The 19,810-nt window shown below is 72.0% G+C and carries 20 protein-coding genes; 8 read left to right on the top strand and 12 right to left on the bottom strand.

Going from position 1 to position 19,810, the window contains the following annotated elements; genetic code table 11:
• Nucleotides 1–287: 287 nt before the first annotated feature.
• Together QSK25_RS33830 and QSK25_RS33825 are read left to right on the top strand one after the other, a co-directional pair.
• Nucleotides 288–1,730, top strand: a complete 1,443-nt coding sequence (locus QSK25_RS33830) for a sugar transferase (RefSeq protein WP_285644368.1) — start codon at nt 288–290, stop codon at nt 1,728–1,730.
• 89 nt (nt 1,731–1,819) lie between these two features.
• Nucleotides 1,820–2,947 carry a putative glycoside hydrolase family 15 protein gene (locus QSK25_RS33825; protein ID WP_285644367.1) on the top strand — a complete coding sequence of 376 codons (1,128 nt, stop codon included), beginning with the start codon at nt 1,820–1,822 and terminating at the stop codon, nt 2,945–2,947.
• Here the strand turns inward: QSK25_RS33825 and QSK25_RS33820 are convergent.
• The 10 genes from QSK25_RS33820 to QSK25_RS33775 are packed head-to-tail and all read right to left on the bottom strand — an operon-like array spanning nt 2,928 to nt 13,286.
• Entirely contained in the window at nt 2,928–4,022 is a 1,095-nt protein-coding gene (locus tag QSK25_RS33820; protein ID WP_285644365.1) for a glycosyltransferase family 4 protein, read from the bottom strand. The genes QSK25_RS33825 and QSK25_RS33820 overlap by 20 nt on opposite strands.
• Complete coding sequence (locus QSK25_RS33815) at nt 4,019–5,080, bottom strand: glycosyltransferase (RefSeq protein WP_285644363.1); 1,062 nt, start codon at nt 5,078–5,080, stop codon at nt 4,019–4,021. The genes QSK25_RS33820 and QSK25_RS33815 overlap by 4 nt, the downstream gene beginning before the upstream one ends.
• Nucleotides 5,077–6,477: an oligosaccharide flippase family protein gene (locus QSK25_RS33810; RefSeq protein WP_285644361.1), complete on the bottom strand. Its 1,401-nt coding sequence runs from the start codon at nt 6,475–6,477 to the stop codon at nt 5,077–5,079. The genes QSK25_RS33815 and QSK25_RS33810 overlap by 4 nt, the downstream gene beginning before the upstream one ends.
• Nucleotides 6,474–7,724, bottom strand: a complete 1,251-nt coding sequence (locus QSK25_RS33805) for a glycosyltransferase family 87 protein (protein WP_285644359.1) — start codon at nt 7,722–7,724, stop codon at nt 6,474–6,476. Before QSK25_RS33805 ends, QSK25_RS33810 begins: the two co-directional genes overlap by 4 nt.
• A complete protein-coding gene (locus QSK25_RS33800; RefSeq protein WP_285644354.1) occupies nt 7,721–8,242 on the bottom strand; it encodes a hypothetical protein in 522 nt (173 codons plus the stop codon). Before QSK25_RS33800 ends, QSK25_RS33805 begins: the two co-directional genes overlap by 4 nt.
• Nucleotides 8,239–9,087 (bottom strand): YveK family protein, encoded by an 849-nt coding sequence (locus tag QSK25_RS33795; RefSeq protein ID WP_285644352.1) that lies wholly within the window; start codon nt 9,085–9,087, stop codon nt 8,239–8,241. Before QSK25_RS33795 ends, QSK25_RS33800 begins: the two co-directional genes overlap by 4 nt.
• The gene (locus QSK25_RS33790; RefSeq protein ID WP_285644350.1) at nt 9,084–10,118 is read right to left on the bottom strand and encodes a glycosyltransferase; all 1,035 of its coding nucleotides are present in this window, start codon (nt 10,116–10,118) and stop codon (nt 9,084–9,086) included. The genes QSK25_RS33795 and QSK25_RS33790 overlap by 4 nt, the downstream gene beginning before the upstream one ends.
• Nucleotides 10,100–11,539: an O-antigen ligase family protein gene (locus QSK25_RS33785; protein WP_285644349.1), complete on the bottom strand. Its 1,440-nt coding sequence runs from the start codon at nt 11,537–11,539 to the stop codon at nt 10,100–10,102. Before QSK25_RS33785 ends, QSK25_RS33790 begins: the two co-directional genes overlap by 19 nt.
• Nucleotides 11,533–12,465, bottom strand: coding sequence for a polysaccharide deacetylase family protein (locus tag QSK25_RS33780; RefSeq protein ID WP_285644348.1), 933 nt, complete (start codon nt 12,463–12,465; stop codon nt 11,533–11,535). The genes QSK25_RS33785 and QSK25_RS33780 overlap by 7 nt, the downstream gene beginning before the upstream one ends.
• Nucleotides 12,462–13,286, bottom strand: coding sequence for a hypothetical protein (locus QSK25_RS33775; RefSeq protein WP_285644347.1), 825 nt, complete (start codon nt 13,284–13,286; stop codon nt 12,462–12,464). The genes QSK25_RS33780 and QSK25_RS33775 overlap by 4 nt, the downstream gene beginning before the upstream one ends.
• A gap of 124 nt (nt 13,287–13,410) precedes the next feature.
• Here QSK25_RS33775 and wecB point away from each other — a divergent pair, with 124 nt between their 5' ends.
• The 5 genes from wecB (at nt 13,411) to QSK25_RS33750 (ending at nt 17,872) form a co-directional block, all read left to right on the top strand.
• Nucleotides 13,411–14,517 carry a non-hydrolyzing UDP-N-acetylglucosamine 2-epimerase gene (gene wecB / locus QSK25_RS33770; RefSeq protein ID WP_285644346.1) on the top strand — a complete coding sequence of 369 codons (1,107 nt, stop codon included), beginning with the start codon at nt 13,411–13,413 and terminating at the stop codon, nt 14,515–14,517.
• A gap of 100 nt (nt 14,518–14,617) precedes the next feature.
• Entirely contained in the window at nt 14,618–14,779 is a 162-nt protein-coding gene (locus QSK25_RS33765) for a hypothetical protein (protein ID WP_285644345.1), read from the top strand.
• 56 nt (nt 14,780–14,835) lie between these two features.
• Nucleotides 14,836–15,771: a TlpA family protein disulfide reductase gene (locus QSK25_RS33760; protein ID WP_285644344.1), complete on the top strand. Its 936-nt coding sequence runs from the start codon at nt 14,836–14,838 to the stop codon at nt 15,769–15,771.
• Nucleotides 15,768–17,546 (top strand): ABC transporter ATP-binding protein, encoded by a 1,779-nt coding sequence (locus QSK25_RS33755; RefSeq protein WP_285644343.1) that lies wholly within the window; start codon nt 15,768–15,770, stop codon nt 17,544–17,546. Before QSK25_RS33760 ends, QSK25_RS33755 begins: the two co-directional genes overlap by 4 nt.
• Nucleotides 17,546–17,872, top strand: a complete 327-nt coding sequence (locus QSK25_RS33750) for a S26 family signal peptidase (protein WP_285644342.1) — start codon at nt 17,546–17,548, stop codon at nt 17,870–17,872. The genes QSK25_RS33755 and QSK25_RS33750 overlap by 1 nt, the downstream gene beginning before the upstream one ends.
• On the opposite strand, the gene QSK25_RS33745 is transcribed toward QSK25_RS33750, so the two are convergent.
• Together QSK25_RS33745 and map are read right to left on the bottom strand one after the other, a co-directional pair.
• Complete coding sequence (locus QSK25_RS33745; RefSeq protein WP_285644340.1) at nt 17,818–18,105, bottom strand: helix-turn-helix domain-containing protein; 288 nt, start codon at nt 18,103–18,105, stop codon at nt 17,818–17,820. The genes QSK25_RS33750 and QSK25_RS33745 overlap by 55 nt on opposite strands.
• 91 nt (nt 18,106–18,196) lie before the next feature.
• Nucleotides 18,197–19,015, bottom strand: coding sequence for a type I methionyl aminopeptidase (map, locus tag QSK25_RS33740; protein WP_285644338.1), 819 nt, complete (start codon nt 19,013–19,015; stop codon nt 18,197–18,199).
• Nucleotides 19,016–19,139: 124 nt separating this feature from the next.
• Between map and QSK25_RS33735 the strand changes: the two genes are divergently transcribed.
• Nucleotides 19,140–19,694 (top strand): EF-hand domain-containing protein, encoded by a 555-nt coding sequence (locus QSK25_RS33735; protein WP_285644337.1) that lies wholly within the window; start codon nt 19,140–19,142, stop codon nt 19,692–19,694.
• Nucleotides 19,695–19,810: the final 116 nt, after the last annotated feature.

Genomic DNA, 19,810 nt, shown 5'->3' with positions numbered 1-19,810 from the left:
GGGGCGTGGGGGCGGTGCCGCGAGGCGCCCTGCTGAATGCCGATTCCCTCGCCAACGTTCCGAGTCACACCACTAGGTTGGTGGCGTGAATTATTGACACGGCGTGCTAAAGCTTTGAGGCGGGCCCTGGGTGAGTTCAGGGCAGGAACAACGTCGAAACCTCACCGACCGCGTACACAAGTGCCACTGAAGAGGGAAATTTGATACCCGAAGAGATGATTTCTCGCTGTTCATTCACTCTTTCGTGCGCACCTGCGACCACAACTCCTTCGATCGGATGATCTTCCATGAGGCGATTCTCGGCGGTTGCCGTTCCCGCAGACCCGCTCGACGAGCACGAGGCTGATCTCCGGCGCCCCGCGCAGCGGCCCCTCAAGCCGTCCTCGGTGGGCCGGGACCTCCTCAGCCGGGTGAACGCGGTCGCGGTCCTGCTCGCCCTCGCCGACGGCGTGGCGCTCGCCGTGCTGTGCGTGCGGCACGACCTGGGCTGGGCCTGGAGCGGCGCGACCGTGGCGACGGTGTTCACGATCAGGGGAGCCTGGCGGCTCTACCGGCGGCGGCTGTGGCTGTCCTGGCTGCAGGACCTGCCCCGGTCCGCGGCGAGCACGGCGCTGGCGTTCGCGCTGCTGTCCGGACTGGGCCTGATCAGCGGTGCCGACCCCGGCCGGCTGGCCGAGGTGCAGTGGGCGATGATCGAGTTCGCGCTGGTCATCGAGCCCGTCCGGTGGGGCGTGTTCGCGTTCGGCCGGTGGTGCCGGCGGCGGTTCGACCGCTGCGACCGGACCATCATCGTCGGCGCGGGCGAGGTCGGCGTGAACCTCGCGAAGACCATGCTGGAGCACCCCCAGTTCGGCCTGCGGCCCGTCGCGTTCGCCGACTCCGGCCCCGACCCGGACCGCCGCCCGCCACTGCTGGAGGTGGTCGACGGCGACCTCGCCGACGCGATCGTGCGGCTCAAGGCGGGCACCGTCGTGCTCGCGTTCTCGCACACGAAGGACTCACCGCTGGTCGAGGCCGCGATCACCGCGCACCGGCTCGGCTGCTCCACCCTGGTCGTGCCGCGGATGTACGAGCTGCACCCGGACGGTCCCGGCATCGAACGGCTGCGCAGCTACCCGCTGATGCGCCTCGGCACGGCCCCGACCAGCAGGCCCACCTGGTGGATCAAGCGCGCCGCCGACCTGCTGCTGGCCGCGGTCGCGCTGGTCGTGCTGGCACCGGTGATCGGGCTGTGCGCGCTCGCGGTGCTGGTCGAGAGCGGCCGCCCGCTGTTCTTCCGCCAGGTCCGCGTCGGCATGGACGACCGCACGTTCACGCTCTACAAGATCCGCAGCGTGCGGCAGACCGGCGAGGATGACTCGCAGGTCAAGTGGTCCGTCGTCGGCGACTCACGGGTCGGCCCCGTCGGCCGGTTCCTGCGCCGCACGTCCCTGGACGAGCTGCCCCAGCTGTGGAACGTCCTGCGCGGCGACATGTGCGTCGTCGGGCCACGCCCGGAGCGTCCCGGTTTCGTTCGCGAGTTTTCCGCTATTCACGAGCTATATTGGGCGCGCCATCGCGTTCCGACCGGCTTGACTGGACTTGCCCAGGTGCACGGTCTGCGGGGCGACACTTCCATCGCAGACAGGTCTCGATACGACAACTACTACATCGCGAATTGGTCGTTGTGGTTGGACCTGCGGATTCTACTCATGACGGCGGGTGAGTTGTGTTGCCGGAGAAATCGCTGATTCGTCGATTCGCCGCTGTCGCTCTTGTACTTCTTTCGAGTGCATGTGCGGTCAGCGCCGCCGAGTCGGACCCGATCATCACGGGTCCGGTGCCGAGGGCGCTCGCACCCTGCGCCTGGTGGTACGCGATCGGCGACTCGCCCAACCCGTGGGAGATCAGGGCCGCCGCGAAGCACTACGACGTCGTCGTGCTCAACGCGTGGGAGACGGCGGCCATGCGCAAGCTCCACGAGCTGAACCCCAAGGTCAAGGTCCTGGTCTACAAGGACTTCTCCAGCACCCGCAACTACTTCGGCGCGGTCGAGGGCGACCGGGACGCGAAGTACCTGCCCACCGGCGTCGGGTACCACGCGGCCGAACAGACGCAGCCGTCGTGGTTCGCGATCAACACGCTCGGGCAGCGCATCGAGTGGGACGGCTACCCGAAGCACTGGCAGATGACGGTGTGGGACCCGGCCTACCAGAAGGCCTGGGCGGACGCGGTCGTCAGCGAGGTGCTGCGCGAGGGCTGGGACGGCGTGCTGGCGGACAACGACTTCAGCTCGCTCAGGTACTACTCGTCCGGGGTGATCGCGGGGACCGCCGACCCCGCGGGCACGGACCGGCTGCTGCGCGACGGCCTCGACGGCATGCTCCAGCTCACCGGGGACGCCCTGGAGAAGTCCGGCAAGATGCTGATCCCCAACGTGTCCGAGTCGCAGCTCACCCCCGGCCGCTGGTCCGCGCACTCGCGGTACGCGGGCGCGATGGAGGAGAACTTCGGCCTGCAGGGCGACGACGGCACCGGTGAGCTGATCACGTTCCAGGGCAACCAGTTCAAGGAGCAGCGCGCGCAGGCCGCGCTCGGCGAGTCGTGGCTGCTGCTCATCACGCACACCAAGTCGGACAAGGAAGAACGCGTCGGGTACGCCTCGGCCGCGCTCCTCGCGAGCCCCCACACGTGCTGGACGCGCGCGCAACCCGACTACAAGAACCCGTACTGGTCGATCTACCAGGACGCACGGCTCGGCGAGGCGGTCGAGACGGCCAACCGCCTGCCGAACGGGGTGTGGAACCGGCGCTACTCGGGCGGGTGGGTGGCCGTGAACCCGACGAAGACGTCCGTGCTGCTGACGCCCCCGCCGGGCCTCGTGACATTGCGCGGCGAGACGGTGCCCGCGCAGCTGGACCTGCCGTCGGCCGACGCCGTGGTGCTGGTCAACGGCCCGAAGCGGTGAGCTTGCGGTAGAGGTCGAGGTGCCGGCGCGCGCAGACCTCGGGCGTGAACCGCTCCCGTGCCCTGGTGGCGAGGCGCTGCCCGGTGCTCGCGGGGTCGGGGTCGGCGAAGAGCGTGCGGAGCTTGGCCGCCAGCGCGCCGACGTCGCCGGGCCGGGGGCAGTCGTCGCCGGGGATGCCGAGCATGTCCGCGACACCACCGGTGTCCGTGGCGATCACGGGCTTGCCGGCCGCCATCGCCTCCGCGACGACCAGCGGCTGCTGTTCCATCGTGGACGGCAGGACCAGCGCGTCGTGCTCCAGCAGCAGTTCGGGGACGTCGCTGCGGAAGCCGAGGAACGTCACCCGGTCCGCGAGGCCGCGCCGGGTGACCCGGCCCTCCGCCTGCATCCTTTGTGGACCGTCGCCGACGACGGTGAGGGTGGCGTCCTCGGGCATGGTCGTTTCGAGGGCGTCGAGCAGGTCGAGCAACCCCTTGCGTTCCACCAGGAGACCGACGAACACCAGCTTGCGGACGGGTTTCGCGGGCGGGTTCGCGGCACCGACCTCGACGCAGTTGTCGATGTGCGTCATGCGGTGTGGCGGCACGTAGAGGCGTTCGCGCAGGAACCGGCCCATCTCCCTGGCGGGCACGACCGTCCGGTGCACGACGCGGGCGACGGCGGCGTCGGCGGCCAGCACGGCCCTCGTGTAGGGCGGGGGAGGGGTGGCGCCGCGGACGTTGCGGAACCACGGTTCGGCCACCTCGTCCGGGACGCCGTGGTAGGTGTGCACGATCTTGGTGCTGGTGGCGAGCGCCGCGCTGACGAGGCCCGAGCGGCGGTCCTGCGCGTGCACGACGTCCGGCCGCCACGCCTTGATCGCGGCGCGCGCCTGCCGGGCGGCGGCCATGTCGCCCTTGCGCAGCACCAGGGTCTCTTCGAAGAACGGGTCGATCAGCTCGGCGCTCCGCCTCGGGCGCGGGCCGAACACGCGCACCTCGGCGTCGCCCGACTTGGCCAGTGCGGCGGCCAGGCGCACCGTCACGTCCACCGGGCCACCGCTGTCCTGTGTCAGCAGGTAGGCGATCCGTGTCATCGTGGTCCTCTCTCGGCGACCAGCTTCTCGGTGAGCGTCACGATCCGGCTGGTCATGTGGTCTTTGTCGAACAGGGTCTCGGCGCGGACGCGGCCGCGTTTTCCTTCGGTGGCGGCGAGTTCCGGGTCCTTCAGCCGGTGCGCAATCGCTTGCGCCAGGGCCGCGGTGTCCAGTTGCGGCACGACCTCGCCCGCGTCGCCGAGGCTCTGCCGGACGCCTTCGACGTCGAACGCGACGACGGAACGTCCGCAGGCCATCGCCTCCAGCGGGACCAGCGCCATGCCTTCGGCGCGGGACGGGAGGACGACGACGTCGGCGTTGGCGTAGTGCCGGGCTACGTCGCTGCTGTGGCCGTGCCAGTGGGTGTGGCGGGGTTTCGCGGCCTTGAGCCGGGCCGCCATCGGGCCGTCGCCGACGATGACCAGTTCGGCGTCCGGGACCTCGGCGAGCACCCGGGGCCAGGCTTCGAGCAGGAGGTCCTGGCCCTTCTGGTGGGCGAGCCTGCCGACGCACACCGCCGTGGGGGTGTCGTGCGGTTTCGGCTGGGGCCGGAGGCGTTGCGTGTCGACGCCGTTGCAGATGACCTCGGCCGGTGCGGTGACGCGTGCCGCGCGACCCGCTTCGAGTTCGTCGTCGCTGACGCAGAGCAGCATCGTGGTCCAGCGCGACGCCCTGGCCTCCCAGAACCGGCTGGCCCTGCTGAGCAGGCCGGTGGCGACGCGGAACGACCAGAGGTGCGGCTGGAAGATCGTCGGGGTGCGGCCCCGCAGGACCAGCCTGGCCAGTCCCGCTTTCGAGCTGTGCAGGTGGACGACGTCCTGGCCGCGGAGGATCTCGCGGAGGGCGAGGAGCTCACGGGCGGTGCCCGGTCCCGGGACGCGGGTGGCCTGCCAGGGGTGCAGCGGGATGCCGGCCTTCCCGGCCTGCCGGGGCAGCCAGCCGGTCGGCGGGCAGGCGATGCTGACGTCCCAGCCCCGCCGTTTCTGCTCGGTGGCGAGGTCGAGGACGACGGCGGCGACCCCGGCCTCGACCGGCTGCGTCACGTGGACGACCTTCACGCGCGCTCCTTCAGTCCGATGAGGACGGTGCGGTTGAGGGGGAGGGCGATCGCGCAGTAGGTGCCGAGCAGCAGCAGCCCGGTGGCGATCAGGCCGGGGAGGGTGGTGCTGTCCGGGAGGACGGCGTCGAGTGCCGCGCAAGCGATTGCGGCTCCGGCGACGCCGGCGAGCGCCTTGCCCGGGAGGGGGAACGCGAGGCCGTGGGCGTGCAGGACCAGCCAGGTCAGCGGTACGAGCAGCCACACCACGGCGAGCTGGGTGGCCGCCACGGCCGCGGGGCCGCGTTCGGTCGTGAAGACCAGGGCGGTCAGCAGCGTGACGAGGTGGGTGGCTTCGAGGGCGAGGTACTGGCGGGCGTGCCCGGCGGCCCTGATCGTCTGGTACCAGACGTGCAGCAGGCCGAGGCCGAGGCCGTACCCGCAGAGCAGCGCGAGGACCCGTGCCGCGTCCGCCCACTGCTGGCCGAGGACCACGATCCCGTGCGCGGACAGGGCGACCGTGACGTACAGGCCGCCGGTGATCACGAGGGTCGCGACGGTGAAGCGGCGCAGGGTGTCCGGGAGTCGGTCCCGCTGTCCACTTCGGACCAGCTCGGCGCAGAGCGGGAACAGCACACCGCCCAGCACGACCGCGATCATGATGTAGGGCACCCAGGCGATCCGGAACGCGAGCGAGTAGCCGCCGACCGCCTCCGGGCCGAGGACGTGGCCCAGGGCGAGGTAGTCGACGTTGATCAGCAGGACGGCGATGAGCGCGCCCGGCCCGACCACGGCGAGCCACCTCGACGCTTCGCCGGCAGCGTCCCGGTCCCAGGTCGGGCGGATGCGGGTGCCGGCGAGGGCGGCCAGCACGGGCTGGGCGATCGCGGTGCAGAGCAGGCCGATCACCAGCGCCGTGGGCCCGGTTCCCCGTGCGGCCAGGGTGACCGTGACCGCGGCCCCGACGAGCATGCCGCCCGCGTCGGGCAGCATGCGGCGGCGGAAGTCGAGGTCGCGGTGCATCAACGCCATCTGCACCCCGCCCGCCGCCGTGAAAGGCAGGGTGAGCGCGGCGAGCCGCAACATCCCGGCGGCCTCTGGTGCTCCCAGCGCCGCGGCGAGCGGGTTCGCCGTGACGAGGATGATCACCGTGAGGGCGGTGCCCGCCGCGACGCTCATCGTGAGCACCGTCCCGGCTGTGCGCAACGGATCACGGGTCGTGCGGCTGACGATGTCGTAGACGCCCATCGCCTGGACGACCTGGCCGATGTTGACGACCGACACGACCAGTGCCACCGCGCCGAGGTCGGCCTCGGTGAGGAACAGGGCGAGCGCGAGGGTCACCACGATCTGGCTGCTCTTGCTCACCAGGTTGACCGCGAAGAGCCACAACGACCCCCGCACCGCCACGTCCGTCATGCCGCGCGCCGCACGTGCCGCAGCGCGAACACCACCAGCACGACCCAGGCCGCCACCACCGCGATCCCGTCCACCGTCACGTCGGCGCGTGCCCCGAGCGTGGCCCTGATGGCCTCGTTGACGAAGTACAGGTGCGCGAACGGAACCGCGAGCAGCAACGTCGCGACGCCGGCCCACCGCCAGTGGGCGTCTCGCCGGTTCTGCCACGCCAGCACGGCCAACGCCGTCATCGCCGGCACCGCGATCAGCACGTCGCCCGGCTGGTGCACCAGCGCCACGACGATGCCGAGGCAGATGAGCAGGTCCGCGACTACGGACCCGTTCTCCGTCCGGTCGAGCCGCCGCGCGAGCAGTGCGGTCGCGGCGAGGACTCCCAGCAGCGCCACCGGTTCGGCGGCCGGTGGCAGCCACCCGGTCGTGCGGAAGAACACCGCGGGCAGGTCGATCCGTTGCGCCGTCATGGAGTCGACCGCGCCGTAACCGGTGTGGCTCGCCCAGGCGAGGTTGCGGTCGACGACGTCGAGGAACGCCCCGATCCCGCCACCGCGGACGACGAGCAGTGCCGCCACCGGCAGGCTGGCGAGCGCCGCGATACCCGTCCCCATCAGGGCGACCTTCCGGTCACCCCGGACGAACAGCAGCAGTGCCAGCGGCAACCCGAACTGCGGCTTCAGCCACGCCAGCGCCAACGCCGTCGCCGCCCACGCCGGACTCTTCGTGCGCAACAGCAACGCCCCGGCCGCGCCGACCGCGATCAGCGGGTTGACCTGCCCGACGTACAGCTGGGCCTTGCCGACCTGGCTCGTGACCAGCAGCGTGCCGATCACCACCGTGCCCGCCACGAGTGGCAGCTTCGCCCGGCCCGCCGCCATGACCGCGAGCCCGACGAGGAGCACGAGGCAGGCGAGGGCGAACGCCACCGCGCCGACCCGGTACTCGGGCAGCGCGAACGGCAGGTGCAGCACCAGGTGGTAGGGCTGGTAGAGGTTGAAGTTCTGCCGCACCGGCCAGTGGTCGAACATCACGGCCGGGTCGTAGGGGTTGCCGCCGTTGAGCAACTCCCGGACGGGGAAGTACAACGCGTCGCGGAAGTCCTGCATGCGTTCTTCCGGCAGGTTCTGCTCCGTGGGGAGCGGTACCTCCCAACTCGGCTTGAGGGCCCGGACGGCGCTGAGCGCTCCGGCGAACGCGACGAGGACGACCCCGATGGTCCTGGCGAGGCCGGCCCGGTTGGTGGTGGTGATCATTCCGGCACCACCGCCACGATGATCGAGGTGGCGGCGAGGGCGACCAGAGCGGCCAGTGCGGCGAGACCGGCGAGGGCGCTGAGCGCGACGACCGCGACGGGCCAGTGCACCGGGGTGGCGGTGAGCTTGCGGTAGTCGGCCTTGCTGATCACGCCGGTGACGGAGCTGAGGTCGTCGGCGTCGTCGGCAGCCGGGCGGGGTGGTTCGGGTGCGGCAGCGAGCTTGGGTGCAGCGAGCTTGGGTGCAGCGGGCTTGGCGGCGGCAGGCTTGGGTGCGGCGGGCTTGGGTGCGGCGGGCGACGGCTGCGGCTTGGCGGTGGCGGCGGGCTTGGGTGAGGCGGCCGCTGGCCTGGGCGCGGCGGTGGCCGGTTTGAGCGCTGTGGCAGCAGGCTTGGTGGGGACGGGCTTGGAGGCGGTGACCCCTGCCGGGGGTGCGGTGGTGGCGGGCTTGGGGGCGGCGGCTGCCGGGCGGGCCTGCTCCGGCACCCCCGCCTGGCGTGCCTCGGTCGCGGGCGTCATGCCAGCACCACCGCGACCAGCACCGACGACGCCGGCAGCACCGCGAGCGCGGGCGCCAGGTCGTCACGCCTGTGCCGGGAGGTCACCGCGATCACGGCCGTTCCCTCGGCGGGCTCGGAGGCCTTGTCGGGCAACGACATCGCGATGCTCTCCGCGCGTTCCCTCAACTCCGGGCTCGCCGCGAGCACCTTCACCGGCCGTGCCGCCGCCACGCACAGAGCGGTGAGGCGATCGGTGAGGCCCGGGTCGTCGTCGTTCGCGATGACCACGGGGTGGGCGATGCCGGAGCTGGCGAGCGCCGCGCGCACCGGGTTGGACCGCAGGCGCCGCAACGCGAAGACGGCCACGCCCGCGATCACCGCCGCGACGAGCGCCAGGCCCGTGGCGAGGCGCAGGTCCGGGGACACCTGGCTCGTCTCGGGACGCGGGTCCAGCAGGCGGAACTTCGCCGCCGGTGCCAGCAGGTCCGCGTCGATCACGGCCTGCGCCACCGCCGTGACGGCACGGTCCGCGTGTTCGGCCGAGTCGGCGCGCACCGAGATGCGGGCCACGCCCGAGGCGGGTACCAGTTCGACGGCGATGGCGTCGGCCAGCCGTTCGGGGGTGGTCTCGGCCGCCTTCGCCGCCTCGTCCAGCACCGAGGGGCTGCGCACCAGCTGCACCACTGCGGGTGCGGCCAGGGACGTCACCTCGCCGAACTGGGCGCTGTCGGGTGCCGCCGGGGTGGCCAGCAGCGCCAGCCGTCCCTCGGTCACGCCGTCGCGCATCGCCACGGCCGCCAACACGGCCGCGCCGACCAGCACGCCGGCGACCAGGCCTTCCACCAGAGCTCTGGGAGCCTTCATCGTCCCTCCAGGACGGTACGAAGCAGTTCGTCGTAGGACTTCATCAAGGTGTGCGCGTCGGCCGAGCCGTCGTGCGACGCGGCCACCGAACGGGCGGCGGGCGAGAACAGCAGGCCGCGCAGGGCTTTCGCGGTCTGCGCCGGGCTGCGGCGGGGCACCAGCACGCCACCGCCCCCGGCCAGCACCTCCCGCACTCCGTCCACATCGGACGCGACCACGGGACGGTTCGCCGCCAGCGACTCGAGCAGCGCGATCGGCATGCCCTCCCAGTCGCTGGTGAGCACGGTGACGTCGGCCGCCTCCAGCAGGTCCCGCACGTCGGTGCGCGTCCCCAGGAACCGCACCCGGCTGGGCGCCTTCGCCTCCAGCTCGGCCCGCAGGCTCCCGTCCCCGGCCAGCCACAGCTCGGCGTCGCCGGGAACCTGGGCCCACGCCTCCAGCAGCACGTCGTGCCGCTTCTGCGGCTCCAGCCGAGCCGGGCACAACGCCACCGGCACGGTCACGCCGGTGCCGAGCCGCGCCCGCACCGTCGCCCGATCCGCGGACGGCACGGTGGGGAACACCGCGTTGGGGATCACCTCAACGTGCTTCAGCCCGGCGTCGGTGAGTTTGCGTGCGGCAGCGTCCGCCACCGTCACGACCAACGACGACACCCGGTTGAGCACCCCGGCGGCCGACCGCACCTCACCCTCGGCCACGCCGTGGAACACGGTGACGACCTTCCGCCGCGGCGAGGCCAACCGCGCCACCAACGACGCGGAGACGTTGTGCGCCAGCACGACGTCCGGCCGGAACCGCCGCACCGCCACCCGCACCGCCGCCGCGGCCTTCAGCACCCCGACCGGCGACCGCCGGGCCACCGGCACGTCGAACACGGGAACGCCCGCGGCCTTCAACGCCTCCACGCGGAACCCGCCACCGCAGGCCACCGCGGACTCCCAGCCGACGTCACCACCGGCCGTCGCCATGCCCGCGACGAGCGCCTCCGCGCCGCCCGCGCCCATCTCGCTGATCACGTGGAGGACGCGCATCGGCTCTCCTTCGAGGAACGCTGCTCGAGGGCCACCGCGATCGCGATGAGGGACCACAGCGGCAGGTAGTACTGCTCGGACAGGAAGATGGAGGCGACCAGCACGGCGATGAGAGCGGCCTGCACGGCCACGGCTTCGCGCTGAAGGGCAGCTCGTGCCGCAACGGCCCGGCGTCGCGCGGCCCAGCCCGCACCGGCAGCAGCCCCAGCGCCGACGGCTTCCCGCTGCCCAGCCCGGCCTCCAGCCACACCAGCTCCAGCGCCGACGGCCGCTTGCTGCCCGGCCCAGCCTCCACCAGCGGCAGCCCCGGTGCCGATGGCCGCTCGCTCCCCGGTCCAGCCGCCACACACGGCAGCCCCAGCGCCGACGGTCACTCGCCGCCCAGCCCCGCCGCCCTCGTCCAGCGCCACCGGCCCGGCGGCCCCCGCACGCCGCCACGCCCGTTCCGACGCCACGAACCCCACCGCGATCAGCCCCACCAGCAGCAGGAAGCCTGGAATCCCCAGCTCCGCCGCCACCTCCAGGAACAGGTTGTGCGCCACCGGCGTCTGCTCGTCGATCTCCGCGTTGTGCCCGGCCGCCGCGTACTCCTGCCGGAACCCGCCCGGCCCCACCCCGAGCACCGGGTTGTCGGCGAGCATCCGCGAGGCCGCCTGCCAGCGCAGCATCCTGGTGTCGGCGTTGGTGCCCGCGATGTGGCTCTTCTCCTGCAACGCCCGCGCCAGCTCGGCCTGTGCGGCGGAGGCGAACACCAGAGCCGCCACCCCCGTGACCGCCGCCGTCACGACCACCGCGCGCACCGGCAGGCCACGCCGCGCGATCAGCCACACCAGGGCACAACCCAGCGCGATGCCGCCGCCGCGCGAGAACGTCGCCGCCGCCCCGGCCACCAGAACGGCACCCAGCACCAGCCACGCGACTCGTCCCCGCGCGGGCAACGCCACCAGCAGGGGCAACGCGGCCACCAGGAAGAACGCCAGGTCGTTCGGATCCTCCAACGGCCCGGTGGCGCGCAACGACCCGCTGACCACGCTGTACAACCCACCGGCAGCGGCCACGACGGCGCCCGCCACGGTCGCCGCCAGCAGCCACCGCACCGGCACCTCGCGCGCCGCCACGTCGGCCAGCACCACCGTGATCACCAGGAACGGCACCCAGCGCACCAGGTACTCCACCGTGAACGGTTCGGCCACGTGCACGGCGGACGTCGCGAGCAGCACCACCGCCAGCAACGCGATCAGCAGGTGCAACGGGTGCGGCGCGGGCAGACGGCGCCGGCGCGCCAGCGAAACCAGCCACACGCCGATCAGCAGCGCGGGCACCACCTTGGCCGACTGGCCGTGCACCTGCAGCAGGTAGCCCTCCAACGGGGCCAGCGCCACGGTCCCGCAGGCGAGGACACGCAGCAGGACCGTCAGCATGCGACCGGATCCCGTTCGCGCAGACGGGCCAGCCGCGCGACGTGGGCGCCGGTGCCGACGACGTCGAAGTGCTTGCGCAGCAACGACAACACCCAGCCGAGCAACGCGACCTTCGACGCGCCGGGCACCGCCATACCGGGGAAGAACTCCATCCCGGGGGCCTCGGCGCCGGACAGCACGTCGGTCGGGTGCAGCAGCAACGACGGGGAGACCTTGCGCAGCAGGCACAAGCGCAGCGCCGAGGAGAAGTACGCACGAGCCAGCCGCGGCGAGACCTGGTGCAGCTGCAGCAGGTAGGCGCCGTGGATCGGCACACGGAGCAACGGCATCGTCGTCACCGGCAGCTCGACCACGCCGCCCCGCCACCGGAAGGCGGTGTTGGGCGAGCGCACCTTGCCGAAACCGCCGAACAGGTCCTCGCCGCCGTCCGTCGCACCGGCCGTGCGGTTGTGGTACGCCCGCGCGAGCGGCCCGATCCACGTCGGCAGCACGCTCGCGTCGTAGGAATAACCACGGCGCCGCAACACGTCCAGCAACGCGGGCGTCACGCTGTAACCGGGACCGCGGAACCCCACGGGCTTCGGCGCACCGGCGGCCATGATCGCCTCCTCGGCGCGCAGGACCTCCTTCTCGACCTCCTCGTCGGAGAAGCGGTGCAGCCACGGCTGGTGCCAGAACGAGTGGTTCGCGATCTCGTGCCCGGCGGCGGCCAGCGACGACACCGCGGCGGCGCCGTCATCCCGTTCGGCGTCCGCGCCCACGACGAACACCGTTGTGGTCAACCGCTGTTCGCCCAGCACGTCGAGCAACCGCGGCACCGCCGAACCGAGGAAACTCGGCCTGCTCTCCCAGGAGGGGTCGCCGTGCGTGCGCAGGTACGCCCACAGGTTGTCGAGGTCCAGCGAGACGCTCGCGACCGGCTTCACCGCTCACCCACCGGCACGAGAGCGGACGCGCGCGCCGACACCGACCCCAGCACCAGCACGCCGGACACCACCAGCAGCACGCCGAGCGCGACCCACCACTCGCGGCCGGGCGTGATCTGGTCGCCCATCAACGCGAGCCCGGCCGCGGAGCTGATCACCACGGTCGTCGCGTCCATCGACGCCACCGCCGACGTCGCCGAACCGCGCTGCAACGCCGTCGCGAGGCACGCCTGCCCGACGAACGCGCCGAGCACCATCACCCACGTCAGCGGGTGCAGCAGCAGGTCGAGCAACGGCTTGCCGGCGACGTTGCGCGCGGCCACCGCCACGACGGCGAACGCGAGGCCGGCCAGCACGGGCGTCAAGGCCCGGAACGTGCGCGCGAGCGGCAGCACCGCCAGGGTCAGCACCCCCAGCACCACCAGGGCGGGCACGAGCGGCAGTTCGCGGGCGGTCGACGGGGCGGCCGCGCCCGTCAGCAGCAGCAGGCCGCACGCCATCACCACCAGCACCGCGATCTCGACCCGCTGGATGCGCCAGCCGAGCAGCAGCACGCCGATCACCGTCGCGAGCCCCACCGCGCTCGACGACCCCGCCTGCACCAGGTACAGCGGCAGGTCCTCGCGGGCCAGGAACGCGAACAGGAAACCGCCGACCTGACCGGTGAAACCCAGCAGGTACAGGCGATCCGACGCGAGCCGGGCGAGCAGGCCCACCCCGGCGCCGGGACGTTCGTCGGCCCTGCGCGCGGCGACGGTCTGCGCGACTATCCCCAGGCCGTACAGGACGGTGGACACGACGAGGGCCAGATGACCGGACATGGGGCCGGACAGTACGACACGCTTGGGACGCAACACTTTCGAGCGATATCCCAGGCAACTCTTTCGAGTGAACGTGGGCGGCATTTGCCCGGTTCGGTCAAGATCGGTGAAGTACCTTGCCGCGGTGCGGGAAACGAACACCGTGACGATCGTCTGCGGCACAAGACCGGAACTGATCAAACTCGCGCCGCTCGTCGAACACTTCGGCAGCGCGTGCACCATGATCTACACCGGCCAGCACTACGACCGCTCGATGTACTCGCTCATCCGCCGTGATGTGCCGGAACCGGGCGGCTTCCACGAACTGCGGCTCGGCGGCCTGCGCCGGGGTGACCAGCTCGGCCGCGCGGTCTCCGCCGTGGACGAGGTGCTCGCCGCCGAACGGCCCGCGGCCGTCATCGTGCAGGGCGACACGACGTCCGCGCTCGCGGGAGCCCTGGCCGCCAACGCCTGCGACGTGCCGCTCGTGCACGTCGAGGCGGGCCTGCGCAGCTACGACCGCGCGATGCCCGAGGAGCACAACCGCGTCCTCATCGACCACCTCTCCGACCTCTGCTGCGCGCCGACGTCGTTGAACCGCACCAACCTCCTGTCCGAGGGCGTCGCCGACAGCCGCATCGCCGTCACCGGCAACACCGTCGTCGAGGCGCTCGCCCACGCGTTGCCCGGCCACGACGAGCAGGACGCCGTCCTGGGCGACCTCGGCCTGAAGCACGACCGGTACGTGCTCGCCACGATCCACCGCCCGGAGAACGTGGACGACGCCACCAACCTCGAGATCGTCCTGCGGGAACTGGGCCGGCTGCCGCTGCCGGTCGTGCTGCCGCTGCACCCCCGCACCGCCCAGCGCGTCACCGCGTTCGGCCTGGACGGGCTGCTGCACGGCCTCCAGGTCATCGAACCCCAGCCGTACCGGGCCTTCCTGGCCCTCGCGCACGCCTCCGCCGTGATCGTGTCCGACTCGGGCGGCATCCAGGAGGAGGTCAGCGTCCTGAAGCGGCCCGTCGTGGTCGTGCGGCGCAGCACCGAACGCCCGGAGATCGAGGGCACGTTCGGCACCCTCGTCCCGCCCGGCCCGGCGGTCGGCAGCGCCGTGCTGGCCTGGCTCGACGACGTGGAGGGGCACCGCGCGGCGTTGCGCGAGATCCCGTCCCCGTACGGCACGGGGTCGCCGTCGGAGCTGATCGCGACCGCCGTCCGGGCGATGCTGGGGCCGGTCTCCGGTCAGTAGTCCGAGCCCGTCCGAGATCGTCCGACCCGCCTTCCGCTCGCCGCCCCCAGCGGCCAGCGTGGTCAGCGTTGTTGCTGATCGAACTGGGAGGAGCGGACCCGTGAAGCGTTTCGCGAAGCTGGCCGGTGAAAGGCTCGTCGGACTCGTGCTGCCGAAGATCGATGCCGGTGCCTGCGTGCCGGAGCACGGGCAGTGTTGCAAGAAGGGCTACCGCTTCAACTGCAACGGCATCTGCTCGTCCGTGAGCAGTTCCTGCAAGTGACCCGACGGGGTGCCGGCGTCCGTCGCCGGCACCCCGCCTCGCTTCAGGGGGTTCCCGTGCTCGATCTGTTCGCTCGCCTGCTGCTCATCGCCGTCTTCCTGGCCGCCCTCGCCGGCAAGGCGCGTTCCCGGCAGGGGTTCGCGGAGTTCCGCGACTCGATCGCCGCGCTCGTTCCGTTGCCCGCCACCGTGATCGCCGTGCTGGTCCTGGCCGGGGAGGCGCTGGCGGTCGTCCTGCTCGCCGTTCCCGGCACGCTGTTCGGGTACGGCCTCGCGGCGGTGTTGCTGGCGGCGTTCTGCGGCGCCGTCCTGCTGGCCGTGACCGCACGGAAGTCCGTGCGCTGCAGGTGCTTCGGTGCGGGCGGCGACGTGCTGGGGCCGAAACACCTGGTGCGCAACGGGATGCTGCTCGCTGTCGCCGCTCTGGGCGCGTTCGTGCCGTCGCCCGCTTCCTGGGAGGAACCGTTGACCCTGCTCACGATCGCCGTCGTGCTGCTCGCCGTGGTGGTGGCGCTGCACGTCCTGTTCACGTTCGGGCTGGTGGCGCGGGTGCGCGAACTGCAGGAGAACACCGTGCCGAAGCGGGAGTCGAACCTGCCGCGGCCGGGTGCGGTGGTCAGGCCGTTCACGGTGCTCGACACCGACGGGCTGCCTTTCACCGAGGCTGACCTCGACGGGCCCGTGCAGGTCGGGTTCTTCTCCGTCGGGTGCGGGCCGTGCCGGACGCTGACCGACGCGCTGGTCGCGTCTCCTCCCGCCACGCGGTTCGTGTCCGTTGTGGACGGAGACGCGAGTGATCCCGAAGGCACGGCCCGGCTGGCGGAGAAGGTCAGCGCACTGGGGCGCGTCGCGGTGGTCGGCACGGACGACCCGGTGCTGTCCGCGTTCGGGGTGATGGCCTACCCGACGTTGCTGCACACGCACGGGGGAGTGGTGACGGCGTCCGGGATCAAGCTCGACGACTTCGCCGGTGCGCCGGCGCCGGTGGCGTGATCCGGGCCGCGGGCGCCGCGCTGGCGGTGCCGTTCCGGGCCGCGCCGGTGCTCGCGTCCGGAACCCTCGTGCTCACGGTCGTCGCCGGAGCGGCGCCCGCCGCTGGGGCGTGGCTGACGATGCTGCTGGTGGACGGGCTGACGTCCGGGATCGGCACGGACCGGGCGGTCTTCCTGGCGATCGCGTCGGCACTGGTCGGCGGGGTCGCGATCGCGTTGCTGTACCTGACCGGGTACCTCGGGGAGGTCGTGCGGCACCGGGTCGCGGTGACGGTGGAGAGCGCGTTGTTCCAGCGGATCGCGACGTTGCCGGGGCTGCGCCGGATCGAGGACCCCGTGTTCCACGACAGGGTGCGCCTCGCCGAGCAGGCGGCGCAGGAGGCTCCCGGGACGATCTCGCAGTTCACCCAGGAGGCCGTGCGGTCGGTCGTGCTGCTGGCGAGTTTCACCGGGGCGTTGCTGGTCGTCTGGCCGCCGATGACGGTGCTGCTGCTGGCGTTCGCGGTGACGGCGGTGGTCGCGCGCCTCGCGACGGCGCGGCGAGAGGCCTCCACCGAGGAGGCCTGGGTGGCGACGGACCGGCGGCGGCTGTTCTACCGTGCGTTGCTCACGGATGTGCGTGCCGCCAAGGAGATCCGGCTGTTCGGGCTCGGGGAGTTGCTGCACACCAGGATGGTCGAGTCGCTGGCGTCGGTCAGCGGCGCGCGGCTCGCCGCTCAGCGCCGGGGGACGGTCGTGCAGAGCGGGCTCGCGCTGCTCGGGGCGGTCGTGGCGGGGGCGGGCACGGTCGTGGTGGCGTTGAGCGTGGTGGCCGGGCGGTCGTCGGTGGGGGACCTCGTGCTGTTCCTCGGGGCGGTGGCGGCCGTGCAGACGGGCCTGTCCGGGGTGGTGCTGCAACTCGGTGAGGCCGGGCGGGCGGTGCGGCTCTTCGGGCACTACCTGGACGTGCTCGCGACGCCCGACGACCTGGTGGGCGGCACTGCGGCGCCCGGCGAGGGCACCATCGAGCTGCGGGACGTCTGGTTCCGCTACTCCGACGACGGGCCGTGGGTGCTGCGGGGCGTCGACCTGACGATCCCGGCGGGTGCGGCGGTCGGGCTGGTCGGCGTCAACGGGGCGGGCAAGAGCACGCTGGTGAAGCTGCTGTGCCGGTTCTACGACCCGCAGCGCGGCTCGATCACGTGGGACGGCGTGGACCTGCGCGATCTGGACGTCACGGCGCTGCGGGCGCGGATCGGCGTGGTGTTCCAGGAGTTCATGACCTACGACCTGAGCGCGGCCGAGAACGTCGGCGTGGGCCAGGTGTCCGCGCTGGGGGATCGCGCGCGGATCACCGACGCGGCCGCACGCGCACGGGTGGCGGACGTGCTGGGGGCGTTGCCGGACGGGTACGACACCGTGCTGTCGCGCACGCACGCCGACGAGGAACGCACGGGCGTGACGTTGTCCGGCGGGCAGTGGCAACGGGTGGCGCTGGCCCGGTGCCTGATGCGCGCGGACGCGGCGTTGATGATCCTCGACGAACCGACGTCGGGGCTGGACGCCGAGGGCGAGCACCGGGTGCACGAGACCGTGCGCCGGCACGCGGAAGGCCGTACGAGACTGCTCATCTCGCACCGGCTTTCGGCGCTGCGCGGTGCCGATGTCATCGTCACCCTGGTCGGCGGCCGGATCGCCGAGCAGGGTGACCACGACGCGTTGATGGACGCGGGCGGTGAGTACGCGCGCCTGTTCCGGTTGCAGGCGAACGGCTACCAGGACGTGAGGGTCAGCTGATGTGGATCAGGGTCACGGTGCGCGGCAACAGCATGGCGCCGACGCTGCACGACGGGCAGCGGCTCCTGGCGCGCAAGCTCTTCCGGCGCCCGCGCCGCCGCGAGGTGATCGTGTTCCGGGTACCGGACCCGGAACTGCCGCACCGGGTCAAGAGGGTGGCCGCGGTCGCGGGCGACCCGGTGCCGGACTGGCTGCCGCTGCCCGGCGTCGAGCAGGTGCCGGACGGGTTCGTCGTGGTGGTGGGGGACAACCCGAGGTCACAGGACTCCCGTCAGCTGGGGTTGGTCGACTGCAAGGACGTCGTGGCCTCGCTGCGCGGTGCGTGAGAGCGTTTGCACGCCGCCACCCACCGCAACCGCCACCGCGCCGGGTCCCCGCCACACGCCTGGGCGATCGCGAGAACCGTGTCCAGCCGCGGAAACCGGCGTCCGGTCAACGCGTCGTGCAACGTGCTGCGGGCGCACCCGGTGCGGCGCGCCAGTTCGCGGTAGGACATCCCGACCAGCAGACGCAGCTCGTCCAGGTCGATGCCGAGCTCCGCCCTGCCCCCTGTGGTCATCCAGACTCCCGTGTAGTGGGTTCTCCGTTCCTCTCCTGCAGCCCACTGCATGGTTACCCGAGCGAACGGGACTTCGCCACCGTCCCCGGGACTAAGGAGTGCGCGCCTGGGTCGCGTCCGGGTTCGCGGCGTCCTCCAGCTCGCTCTTGCGGCGCGTCAGCACCAGCGGCCCGTCCTCGGTGATCGCGACCGTGTGCTCCGAGTGCGCGGTGCGCGACCCGTCCGCCGACCGCAGCGTCCAGCCGTCGTCGTCGTAGATGATCTTGTCCGTGGTGGCGGCGAGCCAGGGTTCGATGGCCACGGTCAGGCCCGGCTTGAGCTTCATGCCGTGCCGGCGCCGGCCGTCGTTGGAGATGTGCGGGGCCTCGTGCATGGTGCGGCCGATGCCGTGCCCGCCGAACTCCAGGTTGGGCTTGTAGCCGTACTGCGCGCACACCTCGCCGATGGCGGCGGAGATGTCGCCGATTCGGTTGCCGACCTGCGCCTGCTCGATCGCCGCTGCCAGCGCGATCTCGGTGGTCTTCACGAGCCGCAGGTCTTCCTCGCGCGCGTTGCCGACGACCACGGTCATGGCCGAGTCGGCGGCCCACCCGTCGATGGTGACGGCGATGTCCATCGTCAGCACGTCCGAGTCCTGCAGCACGTAGTCCTTCGGCAGTCCGTGCAGGACCGCGTCGTTGACCGCCAGGCACGTCACGTTGCGGAACGGCCCGCGCCCGAACGACGGCGAGTAGTCCCAGTAGCACGAGACGGCACCGCGCTCCTGGAGCATGTGCCGGGCGTGGTGCTCGAGGTCGAGCAGGTTCACCCCGGCCACGGCCTTCGCGGCGAGCGCGTCCAGCACTTCCCCGATGAACTGGCCGGTGACGTGCATGCGTTCGATCTCGGCCGGCGACTTGAGCTCGATCAACGTGGTCCTCCATCAGCGGTTACCGGTATAACTATACCGGCTTCGCGAAACCGGCTGAACAACACCACCCGACAGAGGGACGCGCCTTGCCCGGACCCGGGCCCGTCGCCAACAGTGCCAGGGCATGAAGCAGGTGTTGCAGCACAGGATCGACTCGACCTTCGCCCACTACGACGTGAACCGCAACGGCGTCATCGAACTGGCGGACTTCTACGCACTGGCCAACCGCCTGCTCAGGGCGTTCGGCGAACCGGCCTCCTCCGAGCGCGGCCGGGACCTGGTCGAAGCCTACGACAGGTTCTGGGAACTGCTGGTCGAGCACTGCGACGCCGACCGGGACGGCCGGATCGGCCCGGACGAGTACCGCGAAGCCATGATCGAGGCGTTCGTCGACCACGGTCCGTTCGACGCGGACCTCCTGGAGATCGTGTCGTCCCTGCTCGACCTGGTCGACACCAACGGCGACGGCCGGGTGGACGCGGGCGAGTTCCAGGTGCTGTTGCGGGCGCGCGGGCTGTCCGAGGAGGAGTGCGGCCTCGCGTTCGCGCACCTCGACACGGACGGTGACGGGGCGATCAGCGTGCAGGAGTACATCACGGCGGTGCGCGACTACTACACGAACCCGGCGGAGGACACGCCCGGCAGCTGGCTGTACCCGAAGGCGTTGCAGCGCACCTGATCGCGACGCACGAGAAGAAGGGCCGGACGCGACCCCCGTCGCGTCCGGCCTCCGGGCCGCACCGGGTGCGGGTGGGCGCGTGGTTGCACCGCGACCCCGATCGCGGTGAAACCGAC

The organism is Lentzea sp. NBRC 102530 (assembly GCF_030269365.1).
GTDB lineage: Bacteria > Actinomycetota > Actinomycetes > Mycobacteriales > Pseudonocardiaceae > Lentzea.
The sequence above is the reverse complement of the archived record's forward strand: the minus strand, read 5'-3'. Positions and strand labels throughout refer to the sequence as shown.